The organism is Actinomycetes bacterium (assembly GCA_036000965.1).
Lineage (GTDB): Bacteria > Actinomycetota > CALGFH01 > CALGFH01 > CALGFH01 > DASYUT01.
The window spans coordinates 1-13,489 of the sequence record DASYUT010000160.1; the positions used below are offsets into that span (position 1 = coordinate 1).

9 protein-coding genes and 1 pseudogene are annotated in these 13,489 nt (G+C 65.9%); 4 read left to right on the forward strand and 6 right to left on the reverse strand.

The window, feature by feature from the left end; translation table 11 throughout:
• Positions 1–140 (forward strand): annotated as a pseudogene (locus VG276_14000) (DNA/RNA helicase domain-containing protein).
• Here the strand turns inward: VG276_14000 and VG276_14005 are convergent.
• Entirely contained in the window at positions 139–708 is a 570-nt protein-coding gene (locus tag VG276_14005; protein HEV8650482.1) for an RES domain-containing protein, read from the reverse strand. The pseudogene VG276_14000 and the gene VG276_14005 overlap by 2 nt on opposite strands.
• A gap of 7 nt (positions 709–715) precedes the next feature.
• Entirely contained in the window at positions 716–1,066 is a 351-nt protein-coding gene (locus tag VG276_14010) for an antitoxin Xre/MbcA/ParS toxin-binding domain-containing protein (GenBank protein HEV8650483.1), read from the reverse strand.
• Between the two features lie 99 nt (positions 1,067–1,165).
• Here VG276_14010 and VG276_14015 point away from each other — a divergent pair, with 99 nt between their 5' ends.
• Entirely contained in the window at positions 1,166–2,317 is a 1,152-nt protein-coding gene (locus VG276_14015; GenBank protein ID HEV8650484.1) for a hypothetical protein, read from the forward strand.
• A gap of 655 nt (positions 2,318–2,972) precedes the next feature.
• On the opposite strand, the gene VG276_14020 is transcribed toward VG276_14015, so the two are convergent.
• Positions 2,973–3,527 (reverse strand): hypothetical protein, encoded by a 555-nt coding sequence (locus VG276_14020; GenBank protein HEV8650485.1) that lies wholly within the window; start codon positions 3,525–3,527, stop codon positions 2,973–2,975.
• 229 nt (positions 3,528–3,756) lie between these two features.
• Positions 3,757–4,356 carry a class I SAM-dependent methyltransferase gene (locus VG276_14025; protein HEV8650486.1) on the reverse strand — a complete coding sequence of 200 codons (600 nt, stop codon included), beginning with the start codon at positions 4,354–4,356 and terminating at the stop codon, positions 3,757–3,759.
• A gap of 3,183 nt (positions 4,357–7,539) precedes the next feature.
• Between VG276_14025 and VG276_14030 the strand changes: the two genes are divergently transcribed.
• Entirely contained in the window at positions 7,540–8,160 is a 621-nt protein-coding gene (locus VG276_14030; protein HEV8650487.1) for a hypothetical protein, read from the forward strand.
• A gap of 25 nt (positions 8,161–8,185) precedes the next feature.
• Here VG276_14030 and VG276_14035 read toward each other — a convergent pair whose 3' ends face one another.
• Together VG276_14035 and VG276_14040 are read right to left on the reverse strand one after the other, a co-directional pair.
• On the reverse strand, positions 8,186–9,205 hold the full coding sequence (locus tag VG276_14035) for a Wadjet anti-phage system protein JetD domain-containing protein (protein HEV8650488.1): 1,020 nt from the start codon (positions 9,203–9,205) through the stop codon (positions 8,186–8,188).
• Positions 9,206–12,676 (reverse strand): hypothetical protein, encoded by a 3,471-nt coding sequence (locus VG276_14040; protein HEV8650489.1) that lies wholly within the window; start codon positions 12,674–12,676, stop codon positions 9,206–9,208.
• A 360-nt stretch (positions 12,677–13,036) separates the two neighbouring features.
• Here VG276_14040 and VG276_14045 point away from each other — a divergent pair, with 360 nt between their 5' ends.
• On the forward strand, positions 13,037–13,423 hold the full coding sequence (locus VG276_14045) for a hypothetical protein (GenBank protein ID HEV8650490.1): 387 nt from the start codon (positions 13,037–13,039) through the stop codon (positions 13,421–13,423).
• Positions 13,424–13,489: the final 66 nt, after the last annotated feature.

The following is a 13,489-nucleotide window of genomic DNA, read 5'->3' on the forward strand; positions in this document are numbered from 1 at the left end:
GCCGTTGTGACGGGATGCGCGACATCGTGGCGACGATCCAGGCCGAGCAGGACGAGATCATCCGGCTCGATCACCCCGAGGTGCTGGTGATCGAGGGCGGCCCGGGCACCGGGAAGACCGTGGTGGCGCTGCACCGCGTCACTCTGTTAGGAGTTCTAAGGCGCCTGAGCGAGCGTCGCCATACGTGTTCTCGTCGAGTTCGGTCGTGCGCTCGAGCCGCAGCTGACCGGGTCGCAATCGATTCTCGAAGACGGCGATGACGAGGCCCTTACCGGTTGCGGATGGTGCGACAACGCCGCTCATCTGAAGGAACCAGGCAGCGTGTCCGACGGCCTGGCAGGCCGTCCGGTCGTCGTCGGCGATGTCCTCGGGGGCGAGTCCCACGTAGCTCAGCGATTTCTCCTCGCGAAGATCGAGAATCTGCAGATCGGTTGCTGTCACCGTGTGCAGCTCGTGGGGACGCTTCAGCATGGCGAGCGGGTCGATGCTGTTGGCTACGGCTAGCCGGTCGAACTCCCCAATGCACGTCGCGAGCGGTTGCGCCAGGTAGATCGTCGGGAAGACGTCCCGCGGATTCCATCTCCCCCCGAACAGACGAGCGCCCACACCGGACAGTGGGTCACGGCCCCGGCTAGTGTGGCGGTATGCCTCGCCCGACCATGACGTCGGGCCGAGGTCATCTACCCGCTGTACAACGTCCTCGTCCAGGTGGCGCTCACACCACGACACCGTCCGCAATCGCCTCGATAAGATCGAGAACGTCCTTGTACCTGCCAGCGCGGATACGGTCGGCCGGGGTGTCATGGTCAAGCAGTCGGTTTGGTGTAAACATCCAGAGGTTCGCTTGGTCGCGTGGCAACACATGGGCGACTGCCTCGGCCACGTAGGCGAGTTCCACCAGCCTCTGCTTGTTGAGACGCTGCGGGACGACTTCCCCGCTCGACCAGCGGGAGACCGACCGCGCCGACGCCTCCACGATGCCCCCGATCTCCTCGTGCGTGAGCCCGAGCATCGAGATCAGGTCCGTGACCTTGTGGGCAAGCGCACTGGGCTCGCGCGCAGCCATCGTCATATCCCCTTCTGTCGTGTACTCTGTCATGCTGTCTGTCGCATAGTATGTCAGCTGCTTACATCGGGAGCTAGACGTAGGAGGCGAGGATCCGTCGTGGGAGTGGAGTTCAGGCTCGGCCGGCAGGACCACAACAAGGTCGAGGACTTCCTTGTCCGCCAGCCGGGCGGCGTGTCGGCGATCACGCTTGACACCATGGCTGCCCGGCACCAGCAGGGCGCAGCCGAGGCGGCCCGGGAGGCCGGTGTGAACGTGCTGTTCGATCCGGCGACGGAGCGGCTCGCCGACATCGGCTTCGAGCTAGAGGGCTTGACCTACGATGACGGCGCTCCGTACGACGTCAACCGGCTCGCAAGCGACGCCAGCGCGCGGGCCACTCTTGTCGGCCAGCTTGTCGAGGCGCATCCCGAGACGACGACTGTCACCACACCGCCGCACTTCTACGTTCACGACGATCGCTCCGCGAACCTCAACGTTGCGTTGGCCGAGGCCACGGTCCACGAGACGGACAAGCCGGTACGCGCCACGCTCGTTCTTGCTCGCAGGTACGGCGAGACGGCCGCCATCCGCCTGGCTACGGAGTACGCGCAGGCCGGGGTACGGCTGCTCGACCTACGGGTATCGCCCCTGGGGGGTGACAACGAGAGTGTCGCGAAGATCCGCTCAGTCTTCCGCCTCGCCGACACATTCAGGGACGCTGGCATGGAGGTCGTCCTCGGCTTCTCCGGCAACATCGGCCAGGTCGCCGTTGCGCTCGGCCATGTAGCGCACTACTCGGTGGGCATAGGCCTCCGCGAGAAGGTCAACCACGCCGAGATGATCAGCCGACAGAAGACGCCACTGAAGCCGACCAACGGTGACGAGGGCGGCGGCCGTTTCGGTGCGACAGCCGGGATCTACCTGCCCGGTCCCGCGGTGACGCTGAGCCGCAAGGCAGGTGCCGCGCTGTTGGACAACACCGACATCCGAACGCGCATCGGCTGCCGGCTCGGCAGCTGCGGGCAAAGCGTCGCGGGACCGGCACGCGACCCGCGTGAGCACTACCTGCACGCACGTGCGCACGAGATGAGCCAGCTCCTCACGCGGCCGGAGCCGTGGCGCCCCACCGCCGAGATGGACCGGCTGCGGCGGGCACTCGAACTCCGCGAGCTCATCAACGAGCACTACCTGACCGCCGACGTGCGGAAGCTCAACACCCGCACTCTGCGGAGTCTTCTCGATGATATCGAGGTTGAGCAGGCCGCCTGAGTGGTGACGACGTTCAGCGGGCTGGGATCGGCCGCATCCAGCTCATCCTCCCGTCGGTGCGGTTGTCCTCCGCGTAGGTCTCGGCGCTGTCTGTGTAGTCTGGAGGGCGGACGCATGGCCGCTCCAGCCCTACCGCGTCGGTGGGCTGGAACCCATGCCGTTGGGGCTCGCTGCTGGCGGCCGGCCCCTCCTGGCCGACAGGTGAATTCGTCTTCACCCGCGAGGACGGCGCCCCGCTGCACTCGAGTACGTCCGTCGGCGGCTCGACCGGCACATCTGCCGCGCCGGGCTGCCCGGATCCGCTTCCACGATCTGCGCCACACCCAGGCCAATTGGCCCTCCAGATCGGCGTACACCCCAAGGCCGTCAGCGAACCGCTGGGGCACACACCGTGGCGATGATCGTGGACATCTACACCCCATGCGATACCTGCCCCGCAGCGGGATCCAGACGTTACCGTCGCCGACCATCACTGCCGCCACCATCGCAACCGCCGGGCATAGCTGACGAACGACAGCATAGTCGGGTAGTCACAACCCGGCGGCCCGGCAACAGGCAGCGACCCGACCGGGCGACTGCACCGCCGGCAGGTCAATGCGAGCCACAGCCCACGGACCTGGACTCCCCGGGGAAGGTTAACTCGGACAGTTGTCAGCTAGGAGCCGGAGGCTATACTGGTCATCGGGTCAACCCTAGCTTCAGCGAGCACCGCAGCGATATCTGGCGAGCGGTATCGATTGGACTTACAGACCTTTCCGTCAGCTCGCAGGACCGGCCGGCCATCTTCACCTAGCTTGGTCATGTTCGCACGGTGCACCTCAGCGATGACGGCGTCTAGATCGATGCCAAAGCATATGGCGGCACCGTAGGCAACGTAGACGATATCAGCCAGTCCATCCGCCACGCCAACGAGGTCGCGCCGCTGTGCGGCTTCTCGGAACTCAGCGACCTCCTCTTCAAGCAATGCGATGCGTAGTTGAATGAGGTCTTCCGACACGTCCACGATATTAGGCGTGAGCCGTCGGGACAGGTCGAACGCGACGTGGAAGGCCGCGACCGCTGCGGCAGGTGACCCCATACCGCGGTAATTGGACTCGAGTCCACAGCTGGTCACGACCGACCGGCCCGTGGTTCGCCGTCGTCGGGCGCGACCAGACGCCGTCGGCGCCAACATCTCACCCAGGTCGAGAGAGAGCTGGGTCTGGTCCATCGGCTTCACCCCTCGGTAGCATACGTCCTGCTAGTTTGCCTGCGTCCTGCTGAAGAGGACCACTTCGGTTCTCCTGCTCGGGCACGGAACCGTCCTCGACACGACGGTGAGCCTCGCACAGTTGAACCCAAGTGGCCAGCCGGTCTCAAGGACCAGTCAGGCGTCCGAGACAGGGCAGCAGTTACCCGACCTGCAACCCGTCGGTAGTTACGAGCGCTGACCGATGTGGTCATTGAGAAGCAGTTACGATTCGGGTTGACGTGCCGAGCTGAGCCTCCTCAACGACACGCAAGCCGACATCCCGGACCACCTTGAGAACGCTGTGTCGCGACAGCGTTCGCAAATGCGCCACGGCGTGTGCGCTTCCTTCGTCACCCAGGAAGTCGAAGACTAGATGACTCTGGGCGAGGCGCGCAGCCGTGCTGACAAGCGGAAGAGGATGTGGGCTTCGACCCAATAACCCGACCATAACGACCGTATCGAACTTCTCCTCAACACTCGTGCGTAGGATATCCGCACACTGGAATGAATAATCCGGGAACCTGGTCCGGGCATAGTCAATGAACCCGGGGACCACGTCGATGCCGAGGTAGCCCTCAAGCGGTTCGTAGTAGCGAAGCAGCTCACCAGAACCGCATCCTACGTCCAGTAACCTCCCAACTGAGTGCCCCAGGATTTGGAGCCTATTGGAGTAGGCGGCCAACTTAGCGACGTACTGGGCGTGGCTCTGATAGTGGAATAGGACGTGCTGAGGCATCCCGAGCGCCAAACGTCGTTGATATGCGAGCCGCATCGCCTCCACCGTTGTCCAGGGGCCTTTACTCTCCACGTACGATGCCCCAGTCGCGCGACGCCCTGATGGCTCCATCAACTCTCTCAGCCACTCCCTCAACCGGACCAGAGGAGTCGACAATGACGGCGGGACAGTCGCTCATTGCCGCGTAAATCACGATCGTTGCCAGCTGTGCTTGCTCGGCGACTTCAGCCTCCGCCTCTGACATCATGACCCTTCCGTCGATCTCGCCGTTCGCAAGCACCCGTTCAAGAGCCCCAGCCAGAGCGAGGTGAACGATACCTGCAAGCCCTAGTAATCGAAGTCGCTCTGGGCTATCCGGAGTACATCTGATTCCCGCAATTGTCGGACTTACGGCGTGAGAGTCAAGAAGGCAAACTGGTGCTGGGGAGTTATCCACTTGCCGGCGAGTGGACAGCGTCGCTGACTCAATGACCTCGCGCGTCACCAGCTCGCGGAACCGGGCTCGGAACTCAGCGTGCGCCATCGTCGCGGAGGAGTGCTGTTCGACGACCTCACGAAGTAGAGCACCGAAGTGTAAGCGTTCGTATGTATCAGGATATCTGTTGCACAGTTGGGACACGACGCTCGTCTTGCCAATGCCAGGAAGGCCCGATATGAGGTACAGACTAGCCATACTGTCGGAGTCTAACCGCAGATAGCCGGCCCCATGAGTGTCTGTGTGGAAGCGGTACGTAGGGATGTGGGCCCTCCGGAACGTCGAAGGCGACCGTATGACCAACGATTCGCCAGCCTCGACGCGGGAAGACGGTGCTCCACCAGTCGACTGGAGGACAATTAGGGCGCCCGACGAGTTTGGGCTCGTCGGGAATCATATATTCGCAGTAGGCCACACCCTCAACGTGGAGAAACGAGCGAAGCCGATCTGTAATCTCTGAAATATCGTATACGCTGTTGCGCGAGTACTGAAGGCAACCGCTTGTCCAGAGTGCGTCGCAGTTTCCGATGCCGCCCTCAGTCATGAAGTCGCTTACTCGAACTGAAACTCGTTCAGCAAGTCCTTCAGTCGAGAGTCGGGAAAGCAGTCCTGGGACTCGGCGGTCTATTCCGTCCTCTGGTGCCGCAGAACAGCCGGAAACCATCCGTTCGTCTATCTCAACGGCAATCACCTCCCAGCCTCGTCGAGCCGCTGGCAGTACAAACTTGCCGTCTGCGCATCCTACAACCACCAGCCGTCGCTTGGAGCCATAGAGTCGCTCTGCCTTCCGCAGAAAGCGGTAATACCTAGCTGATGGCTGGCCCCACGCACTTGCCGTCAGCATCATTACCTCTGTGATCGTTGTACTGCAGGAAAGCCCATTCGGCTCCACCGCCAAAGGGGAGCATGTAGATCTATAGGTACGATGCCAGTACCGGCGAGGAGATGTGTCCATACTCCCGCTACCGCTTCACTGCTGACAGAGGGAGGTACTACGCCGAGCCGAACCGACGCCTGAGTTACATGGGTGTCCGGTATAATGGTAATGGCTTCACGATGCTTGAGGCGTGCATCAGTGAAGCAAGTAAGCATGTAAAGCCAATAGTTCAGGAGCTTAGGTCCGCTCAGGTACGGGAACGCCTTCTTATCGCGAAGCACGAGGCTCCGAACGTACAGGACGTCATAGTCTGCTTGGCCTAGCAGTGTCCTTGGGTCCGCGTCATAACGGTCAGCGAGAGTTTGCGAAATTGTGAACCATATATCTGTGTGCTTGTCGCGAAGCACGGCCAGAGAGTGCTTGCCTAGCGCTTCTGCGTAGGCAGCTCGCCCACGCCGTGCCTCTTCCGGGAAAAAGATGAACCGCGTTGCCGGGTCACGATATGTTCGGTCAGCGGCTCGCCAGAGTGCCTCTGATTTGCGCTGGAAGTTGATGGACGGCGCCAGGGTGAAATAGAGATAGTTCTCCCGTGAGCCGTGCGACAGATTGGGATGCACTTCGTGAGATGTGCCACCCAGCTCCCCGCGTTGGTATGCTGCAATTAGATCCTGCAGGAACCTAACTAGCTCTCGGTCTGCCCGCAAGGGTGTCAAAGTCAGCGAGTCAAAGAGAGATTCCTGCATTGAGCCTCCTGTTGACTTGATTGGGTAGGCTGCCCTTCGGGCTGACTGGGACCGCTGCGGATAGGTCAGAGCGCCACCAGCGGATAGGTGGAGATTGAACCAGCAAGGGTTTGATCACGCGGTGAGCCTTTGGAGACTTCCTAGTGATGTCTCCGAAGTAGTCTCGAGCCGACCGCTCAAAGGATCGCTCGCATCGACTGGACAGTCGTGCCCGGTTCTGGCTGGATGAGGAGATTCCGCGGCGGGCGAACGACGCTTCTGGTTGAAACAACAAGACTGGCCGGGGAAACTGGATAAAGCGAGGGTGGCTGCATGGGTACACGGGCGCCATCACAAGCGGGAAATAGTCTACCCCGAAGAGTCGGTACTCCCAGCGGGGCGTCTCGATTTCGCTGTAGAGCGTGAGTAGTGGCTCGCCGCTGTGCACTACGGCACCTGCAAGGACAGTGTGGACGGCCTGAGTGAGCAGGCCATCAGGTAGTGCTTCCTGAGAAACCGGCAGGGGACACGCCACCACGTCTGCTGCCGCGCCCGTACGTTCCAGAAGCTCGGCCACAGCGCCTACGTAGGTGTGCCAATCGGCGCCTCCATTCCGTGATGCCGAGGAGAGAACTTCTACCCTCGAGTCGCGAGCGAAGGGACACGGGACCCTCCGAAGGGTATCTGCAAGACTAGACAGCTGAGAAGCTTCGATGTGAGCCATGTCTCCACCAAGTCGCGTCAGTTGGCTGTGGCGAGGTCGTCCGCACTCCGTCCAGTACATAACAGCTCAGAGGCGACTATTCGGTCAACCCCTTGAGGCCAAGATTGCCCGGCCGGCACCGAAGTTGCCGGCACCTCTCGGTCGCCCAGCCGCACCGACCGGGCTGTCGGCTCCAGAGTCCAGGCACACGACCTGCTCGTACTCGTTAATCGGTTCCCAGGACCCGCTGTCGTCGGACCTCACCGCTACCACGCGTTCGTACCGACCGCGAGGGCAGCGCCGTCTGGCTGGACGCCGACCACCGCCGCCACGCCGTCTACAAGCCCGCGATCCGCGACTTGAAACACGGTGCCGCGCTGCGCCACTGCCCTCGGGGAGGTTCCTGGCCAAGGCGGCCTGGCTGTTCATCGCCACCCTTGGCGTATGACCTGCTATGCCCAGCCCGGCCAGGCAGCCCGTGCTCGGATCGCCCGTCTCCCACCGTGGTGGCGGCGCATCGGTTCGATCACCGACCGTTCACGCGGTCAGCGGCTCGTTCACCCGTCGATCACCCGCCACCCGCCAGCTCCTGGAGCGCGCGTCGGATGTCATCGACCGGCACTTCATTCACGCCCACCTGGAGGCCCTGCTCTATCAGTCCCGGGACGCCTCCGCGTCGGCCCTGGATGAGTACGACGCGGCCTGTCGCCAGCACGACTCAGAGATGGATGGCATCCGGGCAGCGTTCATCGCCAAGTGGGGCCAGGTGCCGTGCTGGAGACCCTACAAGCAGATGACGATCCGACAGCAGAAGGCCAAGAACTTCGAGCAGGCCCTGTCGTGGGGGGAGCGGGCAATCGCCGTCAATGGCGACGATTGCGCTCGCCCCGAGGCCGTTGAGGACCTACGGAAGCGGGCAGACAGCTTCCAGGCAAGGCTCCAACCAAGACCTCGGCCGTCCGGTTCAAGAACCTCCAAGCCACACCAGCCCGAGATTGAGACGCTGGTCTGTGTCACCTGCGAGCAGGAGTTCCAGCGGACCCGAATACGAGGCCGGAAGCCACTCCACTGCCCGCAGAGCCGAAGCCTGGTGGAGTGAGCTCCCTGAGAACCGCCGGTCCGGATCAACGATCTTGGCGATGGGTGGTGTGGAGGCGCTGTGCGGTCAGTGCCTCTTGAGGGACCCGCACACCTGCCTCGAGGAGGCGCTGGACCGCCGCGCGAAGGTCTGAGCGTCCGAACCACACGCACAGCTCCGTTGCCACCTCCGTCGGAATGGGCTGCACCGTTTGTCCGTAGTCGCCGGCCAGATCGACGAGGGTCGACCACAGGTCCTCGCACGGCGCTGGGACCGGGACCCCGGCCGCGACTGCAGCACGAGCAGCTCGTTGCGGGATGGCAAGTCCCTCGGGGTCGAGGTCACCGACATAGTGGACAGCGGAGATGCCATCGATCCCGCCGAGGCTGGCGACGCTCTGGGCGAAGGCACTGCCGGCGCCGTACGCGACGGCTCGGGCCGTGCCGGTGAGGACGCGTACGAGCGTGTGGTAGCTGGCGGCATTCTCGGACACGACGACTGGCCCGACGCCGCCGGTGTCATTCCAGGCGATCGGCGGCGCAGCCCAGAAGCAGTCGAGGTCCTTGAGGCTGAGGTGGCCGGGTCTGAACAGCCGGCCACTGGTTAGCCGGTCGATACGTTTCTCGTCACCGAACAACTGGAGGGACCGCTCGCGGTGCGGGATGACCTCGGCGTTGGGTTCACGATCGCGCCGGTATGCCTGCACGGCGGCGAGGACGTCGCGCTCGGCAGCGGATAGCTGGAGCTTGTAGGCCCATTCGAGTTCGGGCCGCCATGGCAGGTGCGGCACGGTGGCGCCGAGGTGCGCTTCGTCGGACGGGTCGATGAGCGTGACGAAGGCGGGCAACTCGGGTCGGATACGGCGGTCGCGTGACGCGGACCAGGTGAGTTCGCCCAGGTCGCTGAGGTCGGAGAGCACCTCGCGAAGCCGTCGCCGGCGGTCGGGGTCATACTGCAGCTGCGGCGCAACCTCGAGGAGGGCGTCGTCACACTCGGCGGCGAGGAGCCGCTTGCGACGTCCCGCCATCGAGCGGAGCTCCTCGATGACACGCTCGTACAGCGTCATCTACACGTCGTCCTCCTCGTCATCGGCGAGCGATGGGAGATCGACGGCGAGCAGCGGCTGCTGTCTACGGACCAGGCGGGCGCCCGTGATGATGGCGTTGTCGCCATCGGCGGGCGCGAGCCGCTTGAGGAACGCCTCGTCGGCGACGACGTAGGCGAGGTGGCTGCGTTTTGCGGCCTCGTTGGTGAGGCGGGTGACGACCGGGAACAGTCGGAGTGCATCCATGTCGTTGACGCCGGTCGCGTAGACGAGCTGCACATCGCTCATCTGGGCGACGAGGCGCTGCAGCGCGACGAGGTACGTGGCGTTGGCGTCGCCGAGGGGGTTGTCGAGCACGAGTGTGCCGACGCCGACCCGGCCGGTGCGGTTGGCCGCGCGGACCTTTGCGAGCGTGCAGAACATGGCGATGGCCGCGGTGGCGCGCATGCCGCCGGATAGGGTCGCCGTCTCGGTGATGGGGACGTAGCGGAGGCGCTGGGCCTTGTTCGGTTTCAGCACCTCGACCGTCACCGTCCTCTCCGCGCATGCCAGCACGGCCTGACAGACCAAGTCGGCGCCGGTCGGCAGGCCGACCGTTGAGGCGCGCTCAAGGAGATCGTTGATGTAGCGACGCAGCCGGGCGTCGAGCTCGGTGCGGTCCTTGGCGAGCTCGCAGCCGATCTTGAGGAATGGCTGGTGCGACCAATCACCCAGACCGGCGGGCAGCTCGCTTTTCTTGCGGGCGATGCGGAGGCTACGGGTGGCTTCGGACACCGCATCACCGAGGCTTGTAAGGAGCATCTGCCGGTGAGTGTCGAGCTTGCCGATGTTGTCGCGGAGGCGGTCTTCAAGGATCCGGGTCTGGGCCAGCATCTCAGCGGCGTCCCGGGCGAGCAGATCCGGATCCTCGTCGCGGAGGCGGCGTGCGAGGTCGCCGGTGAGTTCCTTCCACTTCTCGTCCCGCGCCCAGCGAGCGACCGCAGTGGCAGCCCGGCGCCAGTTGAGGTCCGCGTCCTCACGGATGTGGCCGGCGTCGGTGATGGCCCTGAGCGCTGATTTGACCTCCGCGGCGGCGTCGCCCTCGAATGGGCTGGCGGGCCGGACCTCACGCTCGCCGACGCCGTGGGTGAGGCCGGCAACCTGCGCGGCGAGCGCGTCGTGCTCACCCAGCCTGGTGTCGCGGCCGGTCTTGGCCGCAGTGACCTTGTCGATCGCGATTGTGCGCTGCTCTCGCGTCCGGGCAGCCTCAGCTTCGAGCGAGATGGAGAACGCCTCGAGGGCGGGGAGGTCAGTGGGGATGTCGAACGGCTCGACCGGCCAGGTCGGCTCAGGATCGGGCAGGCTGCGGCGTGTTGCCTTGGCGATGTCGAGTCGGCTCAGCGCCCGGGCATGGATGTTCGCGGCCTCGCGGGCGGCGCGGCGTGCCTCTTGGTCCGCGGTCCGGCGGGCGACCGGGTCGACGGCAGCGGGTGATGCGGCGAGTTCCTCAACGCGGGATCGGAGCTGCCCGTCGAGCGCCTGCCACTCTGTTTCGGCGTCGGTGCGGTCGCGTTCCAGGCGAGCCAGTTGCCGTGACAGCTCCGAGTCGGTGGTCGTCTCGGCGACGTTCCGCACGGTGCTCTCGTAGCCAGCGCGCAGCTCCGCGAGGTTGGCGAGCGGTGCGGCCGGCCCGTCGCCCACCTCGGGCAGGCCCGCGAGCACCTGGCTGGCGCCATCGAGCGCCTGTTGCGCCGTCGCCTTTCGAGCCGCTGCGGCCTCGCGGCGGTCGCGCTCGGCGGTGCGCGCAGCCAGCGCGCAGTCGGCCGCCTTCGCCAGCCCGGTGCGCTCCTTCTGGAGGGAGGCGAGTTCGCGCTCGGCCTTGGCGGTCGTGTCGGCGGCGGTTGCGAGCTGCTCCAGCCGTGCGGTTAGCCCCTCGGCGCTGCGGAGCCGGGTGCGCTGGTGTTCGAGTTGGCCGTCGGTCTCCTCCAGCCAGCCTTCGACGGTCTCCACCGCGGTGCGGGCGTCGACGGCGGCGGTGCGGGCGGCGGCCGCCGCTCGTTCGAGCTCGTCTCGCTCGGCGACCGCCGCCGGAAGGGCGCCGGTCGGCCAGGCGTCGAGGTGGGTGGTCAGGGCATCGGCCAGGGCGCGTGCGGTGTGCTCGGCGGCGGCGATGTCCTCGGCTTGCGCCTCGGACTTGGCGATGCGGTCTTGTCGGCGGTCGAGCTCAGCTTCCGCGGCGGAGCGGTCGTGCAGCGCAGCGGCGGGTGGGACGACCCAGCCAGCCGCGGCTGGTGCGCCGGTGTCGGCGAGGACCGACCCGGCGGCGATGAGGATCGCCGCGCTCGGGTTGGTGCCGGCGAGGACGTCGCGGGCACGGTCGAGGTCGTGGGTGGCAACGACGATCCCATCGACGAGTGCGGGGTGCGCAGCGATGGCGGCCGCGTGCTGCGCCGTCGGCACTGCTTCGACCAGATACCGCCAACCGGGCACGGCAGAGGTGACGCGCTCCTTGGCGAGGGTGCGGCACAACGCCTCGACCTCGGCACGTGCGGGGAGGAGCCGGTCGCGATCGAGCGTGTCGGCAGCGCGCTGGTCCTCGGCGGTGGCGGCGACGCCGGCGATCGCGAGGGCACGCTGACGGTCGGCTTCGGCTGCGACGCGGTTCGCGAGGTCCGCACCGACCAGCTCCAGGTCGGCGTCTTCGGCGCCGAGTTCGGCCAGCAGCGGATGCGCCGCCAGCCGCGCTCGTTCGTCGAGCACGCCAGCGACGGCGTGGCGCTTTTGCGCATGGCGTTGCTCTGCCTGCGATGCCTCGTCAGCGGCGCGGGTGAGCCGGCTGCGGAGCTTGGGGAGTTCCCCGGCGAACTCGCCGCGGACGTCCTTGAGCCGCTCGACCTCGCTCGCCGCCGACGCTACCTCGGTGCGCGCCTGGCCGAGGGTGTCTCGCGGTGCGACACCTATGGTCAGGAGGCCGGCGATGACGGCGGCCTTGACCGCTTCGTAGTGGGCCTCGACCTGACGGGTGATCTCGCGGATGCGTCCGTCGAGTTCCTTCCCTGCGCCTGTGGCGTCGGCCAGTGCGCGGTCCGCTTCGCGTTCGGCTTCGTCAGCGGCCCGCCACTGCTCGGTGGCTTTGGTGAGTTCGGCGTCGGCGGCGCGGACCTGCGCGTCGAGGACGCCGCGCAGGGTCCGCAGCAGCGCGTCGCGCCGCTCCCGCAGCGGCGCCGCGTCCTCGTTCGCCGCGTCGAGCGCGACGCGGACCTGGGTGATCTCGCCGGCAAGCGCGGATCGTCGCAGCATCTGCGGGACGCGCGGCCACGCATCGGCGGTGAGGGTCGAAGCCGCTGCGGCAGCCGCTGCGGTTTCGACCGCGGCTTGGATCGCGGCGACCCGCGCGTCGGCGAGCGCGATGGCGACCGTCTTGGCGCGCGTGTCGCTCTCGCGGCGCTGTTTGTCGGCGGCGACCCGCTCGGCCTCTGCGAGCTCGACCTGCTTCTCGGCGGCGGCGAGCACCGCACTGGCCCTGGCGACCGCTGCCGCGAGCCGGTCGTGCAGGAACTCGGCGCGCTGCTGTGCCTGGGTGCGGGCTGCGTCGGCGGTCTCGAACTCCGACCATGCGCTGGCGAGCTTCGAAAGCCGCTCGACAGTGCCGCTAGCGTGTGCGAGCTCAAGCTCCTTGTGCGGGAGGGACGACACCTTGTCGGCGACGCGGCCGAGTTCCTCGGTGAGCGCGGCGACGGTGTCGGGGTTCATCGTCAGCTGTAGGAAGAACTCGACGAACTTCTCGGCTGACGTGAATCTGAACAGCGAGGTGGCGCCGCTCTCGGACCGGTTCATCCGCACCTGGTACTCGAACAGGGCGGGGTCGAGGTCGTGGTCGGCGAGCGTCTCGAACCACTGGCGTTGCACGGCCGTCTTGGTCAGCTCGACACGATGCTTGCGGCCGCTCTTGCCGGCTTCGGACGCGAGTTGCTCGAGCGACTCGACGTAGCGGGCGGCGGAGACGCGACGGCCGTCGACATCGAAGGCGAGGTCATCCAGCGTGGCGGCGCCTTCACGGACGGCGAGGAGGTACCAGGTGCGGTTGACGTTCGCGCCGCGGCGGTCGGCGACCAGGCCGGTGATCAGGCGCGCGTCGCTGCCGTCGGCGACCCACTCGCACACGACGTGGGCGACGTCGTTGGTCAGCACAAAGTCGGGGATGTCGGCTCGGCGGCCCTTCTCGTCGTTGCCGATCTGGGTGGCCTTGTCGGGCCGTAGCACATGGAACAGCAGCGCGAGGAACACCGTCTTGCCGCCGCCGTTCTCCAGCCAGATGAGGCTGTC

Coding starts and splice junctions, on each gene's coding strand:
- VG276_14010 (HEV8650483.1), bottom strand. CDS start 1,066: ATGGCTGCGCGCGAGCCCAGTGCGCTTGCCCACAAGGTCACGGACCTG.
- VG276_14020 (HEV8650485.1), bottom strand. CDS start 3,527: ATGGACCAGACCCAGCTCTCTCTCGACCTGGGTGAGATGTTGGCGCCG.
- VG276_14035 (HEV8650488.1), bottom strand. CDS start 9,205: ATGACGCTGTACGAGCGTGTCATCGAGGAGCTCCGCTCGATGGCGGGA.